Source organism: Fulvivirga marina (assembly GCF_016775155.1).
Classification (GTDB): Bacteria; Bacteroidota; Bacteroidia; order Cytophagales; family Cyclobacteriaceae; genus Fulvivirga; species Fulvivirga marina.
In genome coordinates this window covers 788536-811671 of the sequence record NZ_JAEUGD010000066.1, presented here as the reverse complement: position 1 = coordinate 811671, position 23136 = coordinate 788536, and the positions used below count along the sequence as shown (strand labels likewise).

Genomic DNA, 23136 nt, shown 5'->3' with positions numbered 1-23136 from the left:
ACAATGCTAAAAGAGGTGAAAACAATCGGAGTAATTGGAGCTGGCAACATCGGTCTTGGTGTGGTTTGCGACCTGTTGTTTCATGGATTCAATGTAGTGCTTGTTGATAATAGTGAAGCGGCTCTAAAAAAGGCCAGTCAGGAAATATCACAAACACTTAGATTTGCTCCTATTATAGATAAAAGGCTGAAAGCTATATCCGATGAAAGTGAAATTGCTTCCAGACTCAATGTTACCAGTGAGTTACAAGATGTTAAGGATTGCGATTTTATTATTGAGAACATTACTGAAAAGAGAGAACTTAAGAAAGCACTTTATCAGCAGCTAGATACTATTTGTCGTGATGAGATATGCTTTGCGGCCAATACTTCATGTATCTCGATAACCGAAATCGGAGGGTATACTAATCGCCCCACTCAGGTTATCGGCATCCATTTTATGAACCCGTCATACCTAAAACTAACGGTTGAGGTTATACAAGGAGATTACACTTCAGAGGATACTATTGCCGTTACCAGGACATTGCTAGAGGCAATGAATAAAGAGCTCGTTTTGGTAAACGATCTGCCGGGTTTTGTTTCTAACAGAATATCACATCTTTTTATGAATGAAGCTGCGTTTGTAGTACAGGATCAGTTGGCTAAGCCAGCAGATGTGGATAAAATATTTAAAGAATGTTTTGGGCACAAAATGGGGCCATTGGAGACAGCAGACCTCATAGGATTGGATACAGTGATGTACTCACTTGAGGTGCTTTATGAGAGTTTCCAGGATCCAAAGTACAGATGTTGCCCACTTTTGAAAAAGATGGTAGCAGGTGGAAAACTGGGTAAAAAAGTAAAAAAAGGTTTTTATGAATATAACTGACAATAAAAAAATGACAGAAGTTAATCCAGAGATCAATAATCAGGTTGTGGCATTTATATCAGCTCATACAGGTATTGATGAAATTGATGAACATGAAAATATTTTTGAATCAGGGTTGGTTAATTCCCTATTTGCCATTGAACTGATGACTTTTATTGAAAAACAGTTCAATATCAAAGTTACTATTCAGGACCTAAGCCTTGATACTTTCAGCACAATTTCAAAAATAAATGAATTTGTCACTGCAAAGATGACTAGTAATGTTTGAGTATTTGAACGCTTCTCAGCGTGAACAGGTAGCATGTTTCAGCAGCTTACTCAAAAACCTCAGTGAACGATCCGGGGAATGGGAATTAAACGAAGGAGTGGACCAGCAGTCTATAGATATGCTGGCTTCTGAAGGCATTCTTGGAGGGTATGTTTCAAGGGAGTATGGTGGTTCTGGATGGGACGCTCTTACCTATGGAATGCTTAACTTATTGGCCGGGCAGTTTTCTCCATCCCTCACCGGGCTCTTCAACGTTCACTTTATGGTGACCAAAACTATTGAAAAGTGGGGGACTGAATCTCAAAAAGCAAAGTGGTTACCCAGGTTAACCTCTGGAGAAATAATCGGTGCTTTTGCCCTTACTGAGCCTGAGGTAGGTAGTGATATCCAATCAGTAAATACCACCTACACCAAAACAGATGAAGGGATTAGGTTAACCGGAACAAAGAAGTGGATCACTTTTGGAGCCGTTGCCGATGTATTTCTGGTTTTTGGAAAACAGGAAGGTGCGGGTACGGTATACCTTGTGGAGAAGGGTACACCAGGTTTTGAGATTGAGCCGATCAAGTCAATGCTTGGCTTCAGGGGAGCGCATCTGGCCAGATTACAATTTGATAACTGTCTGATCAGAGAAGACCACCTTGTTGGTAAACCCGGTATGGCGCTCAGTTTCATCGCCCCTTATGCTTTACGCTATGGAAGATTAAGCGTGGCATTTGCTTCTCTGGGAATTTTGAAGGGTGGTATGGAGGTGGCAAGCGCTTATGCCAATGACCGCATGACCTTTGGGAAAAAACTGGTAGATCAGCCCATAATTCAAGAGCTATTGGCCAACATGGGGATGGCCTATGAGTCTGCTAAATTCTTTTGTAACCAGGCGGCAGAGTCAATTGAGCACGATCTTTCTAAATCGATGGAAGCTGTGATGGCAGCAAAGTATTATGCCAGTAAAATGGCTGCAACACATATTCCTGAAGCTATTCAGGTTATGGGGGCTGCCGGCTGCTTTGAAGATAATATTCTCCCAAGGCTATATCGGGACGCGAAGATTATGGAAGTAGTTGAAGGTAGTAACCCCGTACTGGTTCAGTTTCTTGGTAAGCATTACGCAATTAAGTCTAGACAGGAAAAATTAAATGATTTCGACAAAAAACATAGCGTCTCTCAATACCACCTTACATAGGGTATTCGAAGACACTGCAATCGAGTTTCCGAAAAAAATAGCCGTCAGCGATGCCATGGGAAATACCATGACCTATGGAGAGTTGCTTGTGCGTGCAAAAAGGTTAGGGAGTGCCTTAAGGCTAAGAGGAGCTGAAAGAAACATACCCGTGGGCATTGTAATGGAGAGATCAGTTGATATGCTGGTGGGGATATTGGGTATATTGTTTTCGGGAGCACCATATTTACCTTTGGACCCTTCAGCTCCAAATTCAAGGAATTGCAGGATATTATCATTGGCAGGGGCTAACCTGTTATTGACTAACGAGTCTTCAGCTACCCTTGAGCTTACAGAAGCATGCGTTCAGGTGATATTAGAAGAGGCAGAATCTGAAGTAAATATTGGAAATTCTGACCTTGAATACATCAGCAACCCGGATGATCTGGCTTATGTAATTTTTACTTCAGGCTCAACAGGGGACCCTAAGGGAGTGATGATTGAACACAAGTCTGCAATTAACAGACTGCAATGGATGAAAGAGGAATATGACCTGGTGCCGGAGGATGTGCTTATCCAAAAGACACCATACATATTTGATGTTTCTGTATGGGAGATATTTCTTTGGTACTTTGGTGGAGCCAGCCTTTTCATTCTCGAGCATGGGTATGAGAAATTTCCGCAGGCAATTGTAAGTGCAGTACAAGAGAATAAAGTGAGCTTTATGCACTTTATCCCTTCTTTGCTTAATGTTTTTCTCAATTACATTGGCCCACCTGAGCTTGAAAGTCTTTCCAGCCTGAAATATGTATTTTGTAGTGGGGAGTCTTTGGGAGTTACTCTTGCTGAGAAGTTTTATAGCCTGTTTACTTACGAGAATACCAGGTTGGTGAACTTTTATGGACCTACAGAGGCTACCGTAGATGTTACTTACTTCAATGTTCCGTCTCATGATCTGGGGCAGAATATTCCAATAGGGAGGTCTATTGCCAATACAGGATTACATATTATAGATGGGGATGAGGTTTTGAACGAAGGGGATACAGGAGAAATAGCCATTTCAGGAATTAATCTGGCGAAAGGGTATATAAATCAACCTGCTCTAACCAATCAACACTTTGTATATCACACGGGCATAGGAAAGAGAATTTATAAAACAGGTGATCTGGGGACCATGACTTCTGACGGACTTGTGTACTTTTACGGAAGAAATGATGACCAGGTAAAAGTTAGAGGAATAAGAATAGAACTTGGTGAAATTGAGAACCTACTGTTGAGACACCCAAACGTTAAAGAGTGTGCAGTGGTGTTGGATAAGAAGAGCGAAAATGTTGTGTTTATAGTGGCTCATATAATCGTCAGAGAAAATGCTGATCTTGATGAAATTAAGAATTACGCAAAGTCTAGCCTGCCGGCATATATGACCCCTAATCGCTATTTGGAGGTCACCGAATTACCAAGACTGGCAAGTGGAAAGATTGATAGAAAACAATTGAGGTCTAGTGCTCTGATAAACTGACCGGTAAATTTTAAGAGATAATTAAAAACTAATATATGAGGCATATGCTATCATTTTTTAGAAGTATTAAAAAAAGGTGGGTACTTACTTTATTGAATATCGTAGGGTACGGGGTGGGAGTAGCGGCTTGTATTCTGGTATTACATAACATTTTATATGAAACCAGTTACGACAAGTTCAATAAGGGCCATGAAAATATTTATAGAGTACAACTAGATCATTTTTATAGTGACGTGTATCAAAACTCTACAGCAATATCCTTTTACCCGATAGGACCTGAGTTACAGAAAAGATATCCGGAAGTACTTGACTTTACCCGGGTTCAAATTGTAAATAATGCCACAGTAGAGTATGAAGAAAATCGCTTTCTGGAAGAGAATGTATTTACCACTGACAGCTCATTTTTCAGGATGTTCTCGCTTGATCTTGTCAAAGGTAGTTTTTCGAACCTCAACAGGCTTGATATATTTATGTCGGAGTCTCTAGCGAGAAAATATTTTGGAGAGGAAGATCCTATCAATAAAATGATTACTGTTTTGGGGCGGTCTTGTGAAATTAAAGGCGTTTATAAAGACCTGCCCCCAACTACACATCTGCAACATGATATGCTTGTTGTGAGACCTAATTTTGAACGAATGGCTGAAAATTGGGCAGGTTACGCCTACCATACATATTTATTACTGGAGCCTGGTGTTGATATAGAGAGTTTTGAGGCTAAGTTGCAAGCTTTTAGTGATGAGTTCTCGCAGGTGTCCGATGAGCAGAGTAGCGTTGAGTATTCCTGGAAAATGGATTTGATGAAACTCAGCGATATCCACTTAAGATCTGATGTGGATTTTGAACATCAGGCCAATGGGAATATGACAAATATTTATATTTTAGTTATTGTTGCTGCTTTTGTCCTCCTTATCTCAGGCTTTAACTACGTTAGCCTTACTAATTCAATAAATGCTGAGCGAATTGGAGATGTGTTTGTTCGAAAGTTGCATGGTGCCTCTAAATTCAACGTATTGAGAAAATACGCTATTGAATCGCTTATTCTAAACTTTTCAGGAATAGCACTGGCAATAATCCTCACACTGATATTTTCAAGATTTGCAGAAACCCAGGCATTGGATTTCAATTTTTCCATAGACTGGTCAAACCCTAACTATTACTTCTTGCTGGGAGGTGTGATATTACTTTCATTTATATTTTCAGGATTAATACCAGCATTGGTTTTTACCTCTCTCAACCCGCTTAAGTACTTAAAAGGCGAATATTTCAGAAGCAAGAAAAATAAGAATTTCGGCAAAGCACTCTCTATGCTTCAATTTGCAATTTCTTTTGTGTTGATATCTGGGGCTCTGACTATTAACAGGCAACTTAACTATATCAATCAGGTTGATCTGGGTTTCGAAAATAAAGATGTGGTTGTACTCAATACACCCAGAATGGGTTATGAGGATAGCAGGAGTACTTTGAATAAATTCAGGTCTGACCTGATGGCCAGTTCACTGATAGAGAATGTGGGCTTTTCTGAATTTATTCCCGGTGTTAAATACACCCGTGACGTTTCTGTAAGGTTACAGGATGATCCTGCTGAAAATGCAATTTTTTGCTATGCACAAACTATCACCTCACAATATCTAAATGTATATGGTGTTGAACTTAAGGCAGGACGTGCTTTTGATGATGATAGAGATGCGGATATTGAAAGTATCATGATCAATGAAACTTTGGCAAAGGAACTTTATACAGGAGATTATAACAACCTGCTCAATAAGACGGTTGTTTTACCATGGCATGAAGAGTATAGGACCTTCAAAATCGTAGGAATTGTTGAAGACTACCACCATGAGTCAATAAAAAATGCCGTACAACCATGTGTTTTTGTGTCTCTACGCAATGATGGTCTTGCATATAATACATCTATTAAAGCGTCACCGGGCAAGAATGTAAGAGAGGTTGCTCAGTTGATAGAGCGTACATATAAAGCCAATTTTCCAGATAGAGTTCTTGATCTGTTTTACGCAGATACTTTTTATAAGCAACAATTTGAATCGGACATTCAGTTTGCAAACCTAATTGAACTATTCGCATTACTTGCCATACTTATGTCTGGCGTTGGACTTCTTGGGTTGGCTTCAAACGAAACAAGGAAACGTACAAGAGAGGTAGCCATTCGAAAAGTTAACGGTGCAGGTATGCGGGAGATAACAAAGCTCTTTGTATTGCATTTCCTAAAGCAAATTGGAGTGACCATGCTCATTGCTTTACCAGTAAGTTTGTATATCGCAGATAGCTGGTTGGATAATTTTGCCACCCGTGTTGATATTGGTATTTGGTTTTTTATGTACCCGATACTGATTACTATTTTGATATCAGCACTATCTATGGGGCATCATGTATTCAAAGTGGCCTTGGTAAATCCTGTAAGGATATTAAAGGACGAAAGATAACCACTGATATATCACAATTCTTTTATTAGCCTGCACAGTTTGTTTTCGAGATAGTTTTCGAATGCTGAGGTGCAAGTAGCGAGTGGATTATGTCCACACATATGTAATTATTCATCAGAGTAAATACTGCTTAAAAACATTAAAACGAGCAACTAATAATGAAATTAGATAAACAAAACATTGAAGACCTTTTAGAAGTAACACCTTTTCAAGAAGGATTGCTGGTGCATTATTTGAGCAATCCCAAGGAATCTCGCCAGTATGCAGAACAGCTTTACCTAAGAGTTGAGGGAGAAACTTTGGATCCTGAAATATTCGAAAAGGCATGGAGTGAAATTCAGAAATCAAATGAAATACTCAGGACAGTATTTAGATGGGAAGGTTTGAAGAAACCAGTGATGGCGGTTCTCAAACAATCTGAACTAAAACTCGAAGTGGTTGACCTCACTGAAACAGAAGGGGAAGAATTAGATGCCAAAATTGCAGTATTAAGAAAAGATGATCTTAACCAGGGGTTTAATCTCAATGAAGTACCATTTAGAGTAAAACTGATCAAGGTAAAATCTGACGAATATAGAATATTGGTAAGCAACCATCATATTTTATACGATGGATGGAGTACCGGAGTAATACTTCGAGAGTTTTTTGAAGCATACCAGGCCTTGAGCAAAGGTGAACAAGTTCAATTTGCGTCTAAGTCCAAGTTTAAAGAATACATTCAATGGTGGAAAAAATTAGATTCTTCAAATGAAGAGTCGTTTTGGAAGGATTATCTGCAAACTTTTGCCGGCAAACCTGAAATTCCATTTGCAAATCATAACAAAGTAGTTAGTAAGTCTGGAGAATCACTGACCAGAAAACACATTTTTGACTTTGATGATAATATTGTTGAGAGGCTGAAAGAGTTTTCAAGGCAAGAGAAGGTTACCAGTGCCACGGTATTGTACTCTGTGTGGGCTTTATTACTGGCTCAGTTTAACAATGAGGATGTTACAATAGGAACGACGGTGTCTACCAGGCCTAACACAATAAAGGGTATAGAAAACACGGTAGGACTATACATTAATACATTACCGTTAGTTGTTGAAAACAACGGTAATAAGTCCATTGCTCAGGTTCTTAGTGATGTACAGGCTTCGTTAAACCAAAGAGCTCCTTACGAGATGTCTTCACTTACAGGTATAGGTGAATACGTACAAGGAGCAAAGCAGGGATTCTTCGACTCTATTGTGGTAATAGAAAATTACCCGCTCGATCAGTCACTTACTGAAAATACCAGTGCATTAAAAATTACTGACCATTATATGGATTATCAGACGCATTACCTGCTTTCTGTAGTAATATCCATGTTTAAGAATATTCAGGTAACTTTTACCTATAATGAGCACTCATTTACTGAGGAATCTCTGCAACGAATTGAAGCATACTTCATTTCAATAGTTGACTTTATCATTAAAAACCCTGACAAGAAAGTAGCCGAAATCTATCAGGTTTTGAGCAATATCCAACAGATCGATGGTGATACGGTACAAAAGGAGTGGGAGCCTGTATCTTTGATCAGAAAGTATGAAGAACAGGTCAGTAACAGAGCTATAAAACCCGCTATTAAAGGTGATAGTGGCATGATCAGCTACTCTGAGCTGGATGGTAAAGTCGGGGCATTGGCTGAAATGCTGCAGGAGAAAGGCATCAAAGCTCAGGATACTGTTGTTTTATATTTTGATACCTCTGTTGAAGTGGTGACAGCCATGCTTGCCTGCCTGAAACTAAACGCCACTTTCTTACCTATCGCTCCAAATACGCCAGACGATCGTGTTAAGTACATTATTGCCAATAGCGGAGCCAGGATGGTATTGACTGATTTGAAAAATCTATCCAAAGCCAATTATTTACAACTTAATCTGGAAGTAGTATGTGTGTCTCTTAAAGCACTGGAGTCTTCCACATTTAAAGCAGTAGAAAGCAATCCTGATGATATTGCTTATATAATTTATACTTCAGGTACCACTGGGCAGCCCAAAGGAGTTAAAGTTAAGAGCAGTGGTTTTAAAAACTATATACTAGGTTCGATCCAAAATTATGTAAAGGAAGAATCTGTAAGTTTCCCATTATTTACATCACCAGCCTTTGACCTTACACTTACATCGATCTTTGTGCCGTTGGTCTCAGGAAATTCAATAGTAGTATACCATGCCGATAATAATGATTTTCTCATTGAAAGGGTATATGAAGAGAACCAATGTGATGTGATAAAACTAACGCCTTCACATCTAAGGTTGCTCAAAGAGAAGATGGAGCAGAAGAAAGAGCAAAATGGAAAATCATCGAGGATAAAGAGATTTATAGTAGGGGGAGAAGACTTCAAAACAAGCCTTGCAAGGCAAATCCATGACCTGTTTCATGGTGAGATTGAAATGTATAACGAGTACGGACCTACAGAAGGTACTGTAGGTTGTATGATTCATAAATATGATCCGAAAACCGATGTGAGAAAGTCAGTTCCGATCGGTCATGCATCTGTAAATAATCAAATATATGTGTTGAATGAGCAGATGCAACCTGTTGTTTGTGGACAGACCGGAGAGATTTACATAGGAGGTGCAGGAGTTGCTGATGGGTATGTGAATAATGAGGAGATGACTGCCTCCCGTTTCGTGCAAAGCCCATTTGGAGCAGGTGAAGATAAACTATACAAGACAGGAGACCTTGCCCGGGTACTGTCCGGCGGAAATCTCGAATTTTTGGGTAGAGATGACAAACAGATCAAATTAAACGGCTACAGAATAGAGCTTGGCGAGATTGAAAATAAGCTTTTGCAATATGGTCAGAACACTGAAGAGAAGGAACCTGATTTTAGTATAGCAAATGCTACTGAAAAGTTAAGAGAGTTGCACAGGTGTACTAGCTGCTTATTGCCGGAAAATTATCCAGGGATAGAATATGATGACAAAGGCGTTTGCAATATCTGTAATGAATTTGATCACTACAGAACACAAATAGAGAGCTACTTTAGAAAAGAGGAAGACTTTGAGGCAGTAGCAGCAGAGATGAAAAGCAACAGTCAGGAGTATGACTGCCTGCTGCTTTATAGTGGTGGTAAGGACAGTACCTATGTTCTGTATAAGCTTATAGACTACGGTCTGAAAGTGATGACCTATACCTTTGATAATGGTTATATTTCACAAACTGCCTTTAAAAATATAGAGAAAACTACAGAGAAATTGGGCATCAAGCATTTTACTATTTCTTCTGATAATATGAAGAAAGTATTTGCAGAAAGCTTGAGGCAAAGCTGTAGTTCGTGTCATGGTTGCTGGCATGCCATCAATACTTTTGGTGTACAGTTGGCGAATGAATATGGGATTAAGTATATAATATCAGGTTTGTCAAGAGGGCAGATATATGACATGAGGCTTGAGGGTATATTTGAGGCAAGGGTATTTGAGGAAGATGATATCGAAAAGCAATTGACAATATTTAGAAATCAATTCCACTCAAAAGACAACAAGTACTCTAGATTACTTAACGTGAGTGTGAATGATAAACTGGAAGGAGTACAGTTTGTAGACTTTTTCCGGTACTACAATACACCGATCAGTGATATTAGAAGCTACCTGCTAAGCAAGGGCTGGATACAGCCAAAAGATACCGGTTTCTGCTCTTCTAATTGTCTCATTAATGATATAGGTATATACACCCACATAAAAGAGAGAGGTTTTAACTTCTATACCGCACCATTGAGCTGGGATGTTCGCCTGGGCCAGGCCACGCGTGAAGAATGTATGGAAGAGATCACAGCATTCGGGTCAACCGAAAAGCATGTAAGAAAAGTTCTTGAAGAAATTGAGTATGCCAAAGCATTTGAAATTGATGAGGCCATTGTAGTGAAAGAAGAGACAGAAGAAGGAGGCGAAACGCTCACTGCATATCTGGTATCCAATATAGAACCTAATGTTTCTGAACTCAGAACATTCCTGAGAAGAGAGTTGCCGGAATACATGATCCCGTCTCACTTTGTGCAGATTGACAGCATTCCACTTACCAGCAATGGTAAAGTTGATGTCCTGGCATTGCCGAAGACTTCTTACAACAGGCCAAAACTGGGTAGTAACTTTGTACAACCCACTTCGGCGATAGAGCTCAAAGTCACTGAAATATGCCGAGAAGCACTGAAGATCGACGAAATCGGCATTTATGACAATCTGTTTGATCTCGGAGCAAAGTCATTTGACCTTACCAGAATAGCTAATAAGTTAAGTGATGCCTTTGGTTCTAAGGTCAACGTGATCACCCTCTTCGAGAAGTCTACTGTTCATGAACTTGCTAAAATGTTGAATGGTTTAGCCAAAAAAGAAGCAGAAAAACCTCAGGCAAATGAAAGAACTGCGCCAAACAAGTTAAGACAAAGAAGAGCATTACTGAACAAGAAATAACAGAAGGAGCAATTAATTCTTACCTATCGAATTCAGAACATTAAATGGATAATAAAGAGAACTATACAGGTTTAGAAATAGCAGTAGTGGGTATGTCAGGTCGTTTTCCTGGCTCAAAAGATCTGAATGAACTGTGGACCAACCTCCGTGAGGGTAAGGAGCTGATTAGCTTCTTTTCAGATGAAGAACTCAGAGCCAATGGCATAAGTGAGGATTTGATCAACGATCCTAAATATGTGAAGGCGAAAGGTGTATTAGAAGATGTAGAGCTGTTTGATGCCTCGTTTTTTGACTATACCGACAGAGAGGCAAACTTCATGGATCCGCAATTGAGATTATTTCATGAATGCGTATACCATGCACTCGAAGATGCCGGGTATGGAGGTGCCAATAAACCGGTTACCGGGCTATTTGCAGGAGCTGGATTTAACCCTTTCTGGGTTGCTAACTTTCTGCCTGAGTTCAAAAATTTTTCTGAAATATTTGAAATATCAGGTCTTAACGCCCGTGAGTACCTGGCCACCCGGGTAGCATATAAACTTGACCTGAAAGGTCCTGCAATGACCGTGCAGACTGCCTGCTCTACCTCTCTTGTAGCCATACACATGGCCGTTCAGTCATTATTAGCTGGTGAATGTGATATGGCACTGGCCGGAGGTGTTAGTACTTTATTTCCATCTTTAGAACTGCCCCGTAAATACGGTATGCTTGCCCAGGAAGGGATGATTATTTCCCCTGATGGACATTGCAGGCCCTTTGATCAAAATGGTACTGGTTTCATGGGAAGCGATGGGGTAGGTGTGGTTGTACTGAAGCGTCTTGATGATGCCATTAGCGACGGAGACCAGATCATGGCGGTCATTAAAGGATCTGCCATTAATAATGACGGTAATGCCAAGGCGGGTTATTCTGCACCTAGTGTAGAAGGTCAGTCTGCTGTAATTCAAAGTGCTTTGGCTATTTCAGAAGTAGACCCAACTACCATTAATTATATCGAGACCCATGGCTCAGGTACTCAGCTTGGAGACCCTGTAGAGGTAGAAAGTTTGAAGAAGGCTTATCACTTTAATGGAGAGAAATATTGTGGTATAGGTTCTATTAAATCTAATGCAGGACATCTGGATGCTGCTGCCGGAGTAGCCGGTTTTATAAAAACTGTGTTGTCTTTGAAAAACAGAGAGATACCACCCAGCATTAATTTTAGTGAGCCAAACGAAAAGATAGACTTTGAAAATAGCCCTTTCCGGGTAAATGATAAACTTACTGTCTGGGAAGCAGGCACAGGACCAAGACGAGCGGCAGTAAGCTCGTTTGGAATTGGTGGTACCAATGCTCACATTATATTGGAAGAATATGATAGTCAAAAACCGGAGTATAAGGATGAGGAAGAGTCCGTGGTTCTATTATCAGCCAAGTCGGAGCAGTCATTAATAAAACAAACCGATCAGCTTCGTCAGTTTGTCAAAGAAAGAAATGGAAGCCTCTCCCTTTCAGATTTGGCATACACTACTCAGATTGGGCGCGGGTCATATGAGTACAGGCGTGCTGTGGTGAGTAAAGACCTGGATGAGCTTTTCAATGCATTAGCTCCAGAATTGACGGAGAAAAAAATTGTAAGAGCAAAAGGCAATGTGTCAAGGTCTATTGTATTTGTCTTTCAAGGGTTGGGAGGCCAGTATGTCAATATGGGACTGGACCTTTACCTTAAATATGATATTTTCAGGCAAGCGATGGATGAAGGCTTTGCTCAGGTGAATAAATACCTGGATGTAGACCTAAAGTCAATTGTTTACCCTCAAAAAGGAAATGAGCCAGAGGCCAAAGAGAAAATCAACACCTTTGAAATTGCTCAGGTCGCTACTTTTGTATTTGAGCGGGCACTGGCCAAACTATTGGTTGCGTTTGGTGTAGAGCCTGATGCGCTTCTTGGCTATAGTTTCGGTGAACTGGTAGCTGCCTCCATAGGCGGCAGTATTTCATTTGAAGAGGCAACACGCCTTGTCGTAGCCAGAGGAAAACTGGTGGAGAAAAGTATGCCGGGCGGTATGCTTAGTGTTCCTTTAAGTACAGAGAAAATTGAGGAGTACCTGATGCCACAAATAGAAGTAGCCATCGACAATGGCGACTCATGTGTACTTTCAGGACCTAAGGGGGAGATTGCCAGGCTGGAAGCCAAACTAAAAGAAGACAGGATACTTTCATTAATGCTTCCGGGGCAATTTGCTCTTCATAGCTCTATGATGTCGCCATTGCTTCCTGAACTTCGAGGTGTTCTTGAAAGCATTTCAATTCAGCCGACAGAGATTCCTTTGATCTCCAATAATACAGGAGATTGGGCAGGACAGGAAATTACTAATACAACTTATTGGGAGAAGCAGTTATGTGAAAAAGTAAGGTTCTCCGATAGTTTGAGTAAAGCTTTGGAACTCCCAAATGCTGTTATGATAGAGGTAGGTCCGGGAGCTGACCTGACATCAACCATTCAACGCTACCTGGATTTAGATAAGGGACATTATGCTACAAACCTCATCAGACCGGAAGCTATGGCTGTCACTGACCATAGATTCTTACTGAATAAGCTGCAACGTCTATGGTTACAAGGGCTCGAAATTAACTGGAGCCCACTACATAAAAAGGGAGAGAAGCAACGCATATCTATGCCAGGGTATGCCTTTGATAGAAAAAGATATTGGTTTAAGGATCATCAAAAGAAAACACCTGAGTTGGCTCCTGTACCAGTTACTGCCATAGGGCTCTCAAAAAATATAAATGCAGACGAGTGGTTTTACCTACCGACATGGGAGAAAGTTTATACCTCAGGCAAACAGGCGTTTGACGGAATATACAGCTGGCTGGTATTTAGTGATGGGTCTGCCCACGCTGAAAAACTGATTAGTTCTCTCGAAGTACAAAATCAACAGGTTATAAAAGTTACCGAAGGTAGAAAATTTGAACGAGTAGGGAGAAATCACTATCAGGTCAACCCTGCGATAGAAAAACAGTATGATTTTCTATTGAAGGAACTGAAAGCGGATAACTCTATACCCGAGAAAGTTGTTCACCTTTGGAGTATCAGTACTAGTGGTGTAGAAACAGCTTCGGTTGACTCTCATATAACAGCAGGATTCCAGTGCCTGACCTCTTTTGCAAAATCCTTCTACCGACATGCAGGTAAAGAGCAAAAGGTTGTAATCTATACACTGACCCAAAATGTACATCAGATTAGTGGAGCAGAACCACTAAACCCCATAGCTGCTTCTATATATGGAGCTAGTAGAGTAATTCCGATCGAATTCGATGCCATAAAATGCATTAATATTGATGTCGATAATGAAGAGGCGATTGGCACGGATGTTTTACTCGAAGAACTAAAAACATCGCAACCTAAAGACCTTACTCTTGGTTTCAGGGGCACTGGAAAATGGAGATTGCAGTACAGAAAGCAGCCAGTGGTTAAACGAAAGAAAGCACTGGACCAACTTTTTGAGGAAAAGAAGGTGATAGTGATCCTGGGAGGTCTTTGTAACAGAAGCAATATAGGCTATTTGTATGCAAAATATCTTTCAGAGCAAAATCAGGCCGATATTGTATTAGTGAGCAGAACGCAATATCCGTCAAGGGCTGATTGGGATAAAGTAGAAGAAATCGCACCCGGCCTGGCCTCAAAAATTCAACAGATCAGAGAGATTGAAGATAAAGGAGGGAGAATACATACCTACTCTGCTGATATCACGGAGCAATCTTCTTTAGAAGAAGTTGTAAAAATGATCGAAAAGGAAGTAGGACAGATCAACGGAGTTATCAACGTAGCAGGTACGATGACCGGAGATTCTATGGGCTTGATCATTAATGAAGTACCTGCTTCATCTCTTCAGGTACAGTTTGATATCAAGATCAAAGGAACTATCAACCTGTACGAGGTCTTTAAGGAGCACGAACTGGATTTTTGCATCTTTAGCTCATCCCTAACCTCACTCATGGGACCTTTCTCAGCCTATGCGGCAGGTAATAACTTTATGGATGCCTTCAGTTATTGGGTAAAAGATAAGGTTAAAGGAAGGTGGCTGTCTATCAATTGGGATCACCTTTTGGGATTTGAAGATAAGCAGGCAGACCAGCCGTTAGCTATAGATCATAATGAAATACTGGATGCTTTTGAACGCATAATTTCAGATAGCGAACATAATCAGGTAATACTGTCCACTGCTGATATTCAGGAACGAATTGATAAAACTTACCGACTGAATAAAGATGTACAGCGCTTTAAAAAGAATGGCCTTGACGAGTGGTTCTATAAGCCCGTTTGGAAACAGACAAAGACAGACGTTCAGCAAAATATTGAAGTGCCTGCCGCTATAGTTTTTGTAGATGAAGATGTATATTCAGAAGCCATTGAAAAGGCCATATATTCAAATGTAAAACAAGTTGTATGGGTGAAAAAGGGAGATAGCTTTGCTCATAACAACAATACCTTTACTATAAACCCTGATCAACCAGAGCATTTTGATCACCTGGTACAATATGTTAAAGAACAAGGTATTGATATTGATACAGTACATCACTACTGGAGTTCCTATGCACCAGATGCCGGTAAAGATTTATATATAGGTTACAATTCATTGTTGAATTTTTCGCAGGCATGGTCTAAGCATTTTTCCGGAAAGCTGTTGATCAGAGTGATTACTACAGATATGTACCCGGTATTGGAAGGACAGAAGGTACAGCCTGAAAAAGCTATTATACTTGGTCCTGCGAGGGTGATACCTGTTGAGTACCCTAATATTAATGTACAGGTTATCGACTTTGCAGGGGAAGACCTCTGTGGGACTAATGAACAGGAAAAGACTGGACTATTGCAGACGAGTCTCAACACATCTTTTGTCAAAGGCCAAGAGGGATTGAGTTATAGAAATGATCACATCTACGCTCAGAAATATGTTCCTGTAGCACTCAAAGATACGGGGAACCAGATGTCAGTAAAGAGTCAGGGTTTTTATCTGCTAACTGGCGGACTGGGAGGAATGTCTCTGCAAATTGTTGAAGCATTTTCTCAGATGGCTCCGGCTAATTTCTTATTGATCGATAAAAAGGATTTTCCTAAAAGCGAACAGTGGGATGAACTTCTCGACTCAGGAGATACCTGCGAGGAAATAAAACAAAAGATCAGACAACTGCAGGAGGCCGAGATGAATGGTGCCAGGCTGTTAATAAAGCAAGCCGATGTCTGCGATCAGGAGTTGCTGAAACAGGCTTATGCAGAAGCGCAACAGTTGTTTGGAGCGTTGAACGGTTTGTTCCATATTGCTGGAAGCATTGACAATGGAGGAATAATTCAGGGTAGAAATGCGATAGATTCAGCTCAATACCTGGACCCTAAAGTGCTGGGTGCACTGATGCTGGAACGACTGATCGAAGGTGAAAACCCGGATTTTGCTTTATACTTTTCATCCACAGGTAATATATTCTCACGCCTGAAGTTTGGTCAGGTAGCTTATAATGCAGGTCATGAGTTTTTAGATGCCTATGTTCATTCATTGCGATCTAAAAACATTAATGCTTATACCGTAAACTGGAACGACTGGAAGGGAACGGGAATAGCTGCAGAGGCTTCTAAAAACCACCAATTCTCTATAAAAGGACAGGAAATAGGCTTTGAAGAGCTACTTTCAGTTAAACCAGCAGAAGGTTTACATGCCCTGTTCACAATTTTATCCAATGATGAACCAAGGGTAGCTATTTCAGCTTACGATCTTGCCGAGGTCCGTCAGTTTATCGATGAACTTAATTTTTCGGATGTTACTGAAACACGGGAAGATAGTTTGCTTAACTCAGGGCAGCGTCCGGAAATTGACACGGCCTATGTAGCACCATCCAGTGATGTAGAAGCTAATGTGATAGCTACTTTTGAGACTACCTTTGGTATGTCTGGTATCGGAGTAGAAGACGACTTCTTTGAGTTGGGAGGAGACTCCATAAAAGCAATTTCGTCAATATCCCTGATGCAGCAAAAGTTTGGTTACGATGTTCCGGTTACCACGTTTTTTGAACTGAGAACAGCGAGAAAAATTGCTGAATTGTTAGGAGGAGGTGTGCCTATAGAGGCAGAAAAGCCAGAAGCAATTGACGTGGAGGCAACAGACGGTTTTTACGATCCATTTCCTATTTCACCCATACAGATGGCCTATCTGATGGGACGGAGTGACCACTTTGAAATGGGGGGTATTTCCACCAACGTCTATCAGGAAAGTGAATTGAGTGTAGATGTAAAGCTGTTAAATGACACCTTCAACCGCATATTAAACAGGCATGCGATGCTGAAAGTAGTCATGCTTCCGGATGGAACACAGAAATTCCATAACACAGATCACTACGATATACAAGTGAAAGATCTAAGGTCTTTTAATGATGAAGAACAGACTAAACACATAGAAGCTGAACGCCAAAGGCTGGGTAACCGGTTGTTTGATGAAACCGTTTGGCCGCTATTTGAAATTTCTGTGTTCAAGCTTTCAGATGAAAGAAACTACCTTTTCTTCTGTTTTGATCACCTGATCTGCGATGCTGCCAGCATCATGATCTTTGTGAAAGAGTGGGGCATGTTACTGAAAGACCCTTCAGTGGAGCTTCCGAAATTAAGCTATACTTACAGGGATTATATGAACAATTTCCATGAGCTACGCTCAGGAGAGAAATTCGTAAAGTCTAAAAAATATTGGTTGGATCAATTGGATGATTTTCCAACTGCACCTGAGTTGCCCTATAAATGCAACCCTTCAGAGATAGCACGACCGAGGTTTAACAGAAAGAGGAAACTCTTTACCAGTGCCGAGTGGGATAAGCTAAAAGCCGTTTCTAAGGCCTACCATAGTACACCATCGGTATTGTTATGTACTGCATATGCCAGAGTCCTTTCATTCTGGAGTAACTCTCCCGATCTGGCGATTAACCTGACATTGTTTAATCGCTACCCTTTCCATGAAGATATAGATCGTGTGGTTGGCGATTTCACTACACTGGTAATATTGGGTTTAAACATTGATCCCAATGAGCAATTCGGCAATCAGGTAGGAAGTGTTAGGAACAAGCTGCTGGAGTCATTGGATAATCGTTTCTATGATGGAATTGATTTCATCAGAGAGCTGAGAAGGCATAGAAAAATGGGTACAAGCGCTATCATGCCTTACGTGTTTACCAGTGCACTGTTTGGTGGGGATATTGTTGCTACGGAAGAAGACGCTATCCTGGGATTCTGGGGAGATCAGCGTGATGCGGGTATGGCAGTGTCTCAGACTTCTCAGGTTTTTATTGACTGTACAGCAGCGGAGCTAAGCGGGGGACTTGAGCTGGTTTGGGATTATGTTGAGGATCTTTTTGATGAAGATACTATCCAGGCCATGTTTGATCAGTTTATAGCTTCTTTAGAATCCGTTATTAATGATAAAGAAGTACTAGCCTTAAAGGCTCCTGAAACTCATCTGGAGATATTCAGAAAACTTAACGCCACGGAGACAGCATTGCCAGATGTGCAGTCAGTGATCACAATTTTTGAAAAGCAGGTGAGACAATCACCGGATCAGGTTGCGCTATCCTTTAATGGCTCTAACCTGACTTACGGAGAACTTAATAATAAAGCAAACCAACTGGCACGAAAGCTTAAAAGTGAAGGAGTTGGAAAAGGCGATATTGTAGGGGTTCACATGGGTAGATCTCTGGAGATGATGGTCGGCATCTATGCAATCATGAAGATGGGAGCTGTTTACCTTCCCATACCAGTGAATACACCGGCTGAACGTATGCTTTACATACTGGAAGATTCGAAAGCCAAAAAAGTGTTGGTGACCGATGACCTTCCTGAAGCTTTGAAGGCTGTGGAAACTGTTTTAATTGAAGAGGAGACCTATCGCCAGTATGATACGACTGATCTCAATGAGAAAATAGATGGTGTTGACCTGGCTTATATGATCTATACATCAGGTTCTACGGGCAGACCCAAGGGTGTTATGGTGGAGCATCTTCCTTTAGTGAACAGGTTGCACTGGATGCAAAAAAACTACCCGTTGAACAGCACTGATCAATTGGTTCAAAAAACCCCTATTGGGTTTGACGTATCCCTTTGGGAGCTGTTTTGGTGGCCTTTTGGAGGCGCAAGCCTTTCACTCATGGTGCAAGATGAAGAGAAGTCGCCTTCTGATGTCTGTGAGCACCTGATATCACAACAGGTCTCGGTGGTTCACTTTGTACCCTCTATGTTTGAGATGTTCCTCAATCATGTTGAAAAAGAAGGTCTCGCAGCAGAGCTGCACTTAAAGTATATTTTCTGCAGTGGAGAAGCACTGCTTCCTTCGCATGTAAAAGCTTTTAATGCCCTGTTTAAGGATCACAAATGTCAATTGATCAATCTATATGGCCCCACAGAGGCTACGGTAGATGTGTCTTACTATGACTGTACAGGTCAGCCATTGGAGCTTTCAGTGCCTATAGGCAGGCCAATAGATAATATTGAGCTTCATGTGTTGAATGAGGCACTACAGCCTGTACCCTTTGGAGTCCCCGGACAACTACATATTGGAGGAATGGGACTGGCTCGAGGATATGTAAATAATGAGCTTACTGAGGAGAAATTCATCTATAACGAATCTGTTACCTCTTCGAGGTTGTATAAAACTGGTGACCTGGTAAGGCTAAACAAAGACAGCCAATTGGAATTTATCGGGCGTATCGATGATCAGGTGAAGATTAAAGGGAACCGAATAGAGTTGGGAGAAATATCGCAAGTACTCTCAACTATTGAGGGCATAGATAGTGCTGCCGTAGTAGTTCGGAAGTCTGATGATGGAGAACCATACCTTTGCGCTTATCTGGTAGGCAGCGAAATGCCGGTGCAGGATATACGTAAGCAATTGAGCACCAATCTTCCTGAGTATATGTTACCTGCTTATTATATATTTCTTGATGATATCCCTTTAACGCCAAATGGTAAGCTGAATCGTAACCTGTTGCCAGAACCAGGTAAAGTGATCAATACAGGTAATGTATATGAAGAACCTTCAACAGAGATGGAAAAGGTTTTAATGCCTGTTTGGTGCAGAAACCTGAAGATCGATAAAGCAAGCATTAATGACAATTACTTTGACTTAGGAGGTGATTCCTTTAGAGCAACCTTCCTGATAACTGAGATAGAAAAGGTAGCAGGTCACAAAGTGCCACTTGCCCAACTCTTTAAAACACCAACACTAAAGGAGCTGGCTGCACATTTGGAAACCCTGACTGAGAGACAAGCTGGTATTAAAAAAGCACCTCAGCAAACAAATTACCCATTGTCTGCACAGCAGGAACGCATGTACGTATTGAACAAGCTGTCTCCAGAATCAACCAATTACAATATATCCACTGCTAAAGAGATCAGAGGAGTGTTGAACGTTGAACTGGTGGATAGGGCGTTTAAGCAAATTATTGATAAACATGAAATTCTGCGTACTACTTTCCATGAAGAAAATGGCAGCTATTATCAGCGCATTGAAGAACAAACAAAGTTTGTTATAGAAGCTGTAAAATGCGGACAGGAAAGTGTCGATGAAAAGATCAATGAGTTTATTAAGCCCTATAATCTGAGTGAAGGACCTTTAATGCGAGTGGCGGTTATATCAGTTGATGAAGATCGTCACTATCTGGTGCTGGATATGCATCATATCATTACAGACCTGATGTCACTGGGTTTACTTATTAATCAGTTTATATCAGCATATCAGGGAGATGAAATCGCATTCAGTGAGTTCCAATACAAGGATTATGCGTTTTGGCAGACCAATGAACCCGCCAAAGAGGAGAGCATGCAGTATTGGATGGAGCAGTTTGAAGGAGAAATTCCGACATTGAATTTACCTCTGGACTATTCAAGACCGTCTGCTCCAACTTATGAAGGCAGCAGGTACACTGGCAATATGGATGAAAGTCTGGTAAAGGCACTGGAAACCTTAAGCAGGAAACATGAGGCTACTTTGCAGATGACCCTAATGGCTTCCTTCTTGATTTTCCTTCATAAAGTTAGCGGGCAGAAAGACTTGATAGTGGGCTCTCCCGTACTGGACTCAAGACCTGCTGAACTGTCGGAGTCAATGGGTATTTTTGTGAATACAGTGGTGCTGCGAAGTGAAGTTGATGTAAAGTCAACATTTGCTGAATTCCTGCAACACATCAAGGAAAGAATACTTAAAAACTATGAACATCTGGATGTTCAGTTTGAAGATCTGGTGGATGCACTTGATATACCAAGAGATATAACCCGCAATCCGTTATTTGATGTGCTTTTTGATTTTCAAAATACGGATACAAAAAGTGTTGATCTGCCGGGATTAAAAGTTTCTGATTATCAAATAAGTAGGAATAATGCCAATTTTGATCTTTCATTGGTCTTTATTAAAAATGATAATCAGCTTGAGCTGACGATCGACTATAAGTCTCAACTGTTTTCTGAGCAGACCATTCAAAGCTACTTTAGCTGTATAGAGCACATCATCAGGCAAGTGGTAGCTCATGATGAGACTTCGGTTTCGGAGGTGTCCATACTTACCGATAAAGAAAAGAGCAGGGTAGCGGAGCAGTTTAACCAAACGGCAGCAGGTATACCAGATGAATTGATCCTGGATCCATTCAAACTATCTGTAAAGCAGTATCCGGACAATCAGGCCGTACATTACCTTAATGAATCGCTTACCTATGCAGAGCTTGATACTCTTTCTGATAAAATAGCTGCTTACCTACAGCATGAGTTTGATGTTAAGAAAGGCGATTTTGTAGGGTATCTGGCAAATAAGAACCTTTGGACTATTCCATTGATCTATGGAATCATCAAGGCAGGGGCAGTTTATGTACCTATGTCACTGGACAACCCATTGGAAAGAAGCAGGAGAATTGTAGGTGAAGCCAGGTTAAAGATGCTTGTTTCTGACCATCCGGAGGCGGATCAACTGGTTGATATGGTAAGCGTACTCGACTTAACCACAATAGCTGACCATGTAACTGATTATGAAGGAATTTTCGAGCCTGTTGCATTGTCAGGAACAGACCTTGCCTACGTGATATTTACTTCGGGCTCTACCGGAACGCCCAAAGGAGTAATGATAGATCATAAGGCCTTGTACAATAGGATTTTCTGGATGCAAAAAGCCTACTCGATCGATAGCAACGATACCCTCATCCAGAAAACACCTTTGGCATTTGACGTGTCTGTTTGGGAACTATTCTGGTGGTCATTTACAGGGGCGGCGCTGGTTGTATTACCACTTGGCGATGAGAAACAACCAGAAAAAATACTCAATACGATTGAAGAGTATGGCATTACCACGATCCATTTTGTTCCATCAATGTTGCAAGCATTTTTGAATACAATAAAGAGTATTTCGGAACAAAACAGGCTGAAATCAATAAGGCAAATTTTTGTAAGCGGGGAAGCACTATCCGTTAATCATGTAGAGCTTTTTAAACAAACTGTTTATAATAAGCACGCAGCATGCAGGTTAATCAATCTCTATGGCCCTACTGAAGCTACAGTTGATGTTACTCATTTTGAGTGTCCATTAGATACTCCGCTCAGCAACATCCCTATAGGTAAGCCCATTGATAATATCAAATGCTATATAATCAATGAAGTTGAGCAGCTAAACCCTGTGGGAGTACCCGGAGAGTTGTGTCTGGCAGGTGTCGGTTTAGCTCAGGGGTACCTCAACAATAAAGAACTTACTGAAGCTGCATTTATAAATTTGGATGCTGTGGGTGAAAGAGTTTATAAAACAGGGGATCTGGCCAAGTGGCTGCCTGATGGTAATATTGAATACCTTGGCAGAATTGACCATCAGGTGAAACTAAGAGGCTATCGAATAGAGCTGGGAGAGATAGAGGCACAGCTGAGTACAAAGCCGGAAATTGAGCAATGTGTAGTCACAAGTCAGGGCGTAGGAGAGCAGCAAACACTGTCTGCATACTATAAGAGTACCAGAGAACTCACCGAAAAAGAACTGGTTGAGTTCCTGATGACAAAGATTCCTGCTTACATGCTGCCGCAGCACTATATTGCCCTAAGCGAAATACCATTAACGAGCAATGGTAAAGTGGATAGAAAAGCGTTACCAGCTCCTGATATCAGAGACTGGAGTTATGTAAAGCCTGAGAGTGATATAGAGGAAAAACTTTGCGAGTTATGGGGAGAAATTTTGGTTGTTGATCCTGCGGAAATTAGTACGGACAGGAGTTTCTTTGCCCTTGGAGGGAATTCATTGAGAGCATTGACCCTCATTAGTAAGATCAATAAAGAGTTTGAAATAGAGATACCATTCCTGGAGCTGTTTAACCACCAGACTGTTCAGGCTCTGGCCGCTTTTATAGAATTGTCGAAATGGGCAGACATCAATGATCAGGAAAATAATGACAAGAAAACGGAGATGGTGATTTGA

7 protein-coding genes are annotated in these 23136 nt (G+C 40.9%); all 7 read left to right on the top strand.

All coding sequences use genetic code 11. The annotated features are described in order from the left end of the window. The first annotated feature begins 3 nt into the window (after positions 1–3). Entirely contained in the window at positions 4–867 is an 864-nt protein-coding gene (locus tag JMN32_RS23610) for a 3-hydroxyacyl-CoA dehydrogenase family protein (protein WP_202858851.1), read from the top strand. Continuing rightward, complete coding sequence (locus JMN32_RS23605) at positions 854–1135, top strand: acyl carrier protein (protein ID WP_202858850.1); 282 nt, start codon at positions 854–856, stop codon at positions 1133–1135. Before JMN32_RS23610 ends, JMN32_RS23605 begins: the two co-directional genes overlap by 14 nt. After that, positions 1128–2318: an acyl-CoA dehydrogenase family protein gene (locus JMN32_RS23600; RefSeq protein ID WP_202858849.1), complete on the top strand. Its 1191-nt coding sequence runs from the start codon at positions 1128–1130 to the stop codon at positions 2316–2318. The genes JMN32_RS23605 and JMN32_RS23600 overlap by 8 nt, the downstream gene beginning before the upstream one ends. Further along, on the top strand, positions 2272–3813 hold the full coding sequence (locus JMN32_RS23595; protein ID WP_202858848.1) for an amino acid adenylation domain-containing protein: 1542 nt from the start codon (positions 2272–2274) through the stop codon (positions 3811–3813). Before JMN32_RS23600 ends, JMN32_RS23595 begins: the two co-directional genes overlap by 47 nt. Positions 3814–3857: 44 nt before the next feature. Continuing rightward, positions 3858–6254 (top strand): ABC transporter permease, encoded by a 2397-nt coding sequence (locus JMN32_RS23590; protein WP_202858847.1) that lies wholly within the window; start codon positions 3858–3860, stop codon positions 6252–6254. A gap of 158 nt (positions 6255–6412) precedes the next feature. Then, complete coding sequence (locus tag JMN32_RS23585; protein ID WP_202858846.1) at positions 6413–10687, top strand: non-ribosomal peptide synthetase; 4275 nt, start codon at positions 6413–6415, stop codon at positions 10685–10687. A gap of 44 nt (positions 10688–10731) precedes the next feature. Then, positions 10732–23136 (top strand): non-ribosomal peptide synthetase/type I polyketide synthase, encoded by a 12405-nt coding sequence (locus tag JMN32_RS23580; protein WP_202858845.1) that lies wholly within the window; start codon positions 10732–10734, stop codon positions 23134–23136.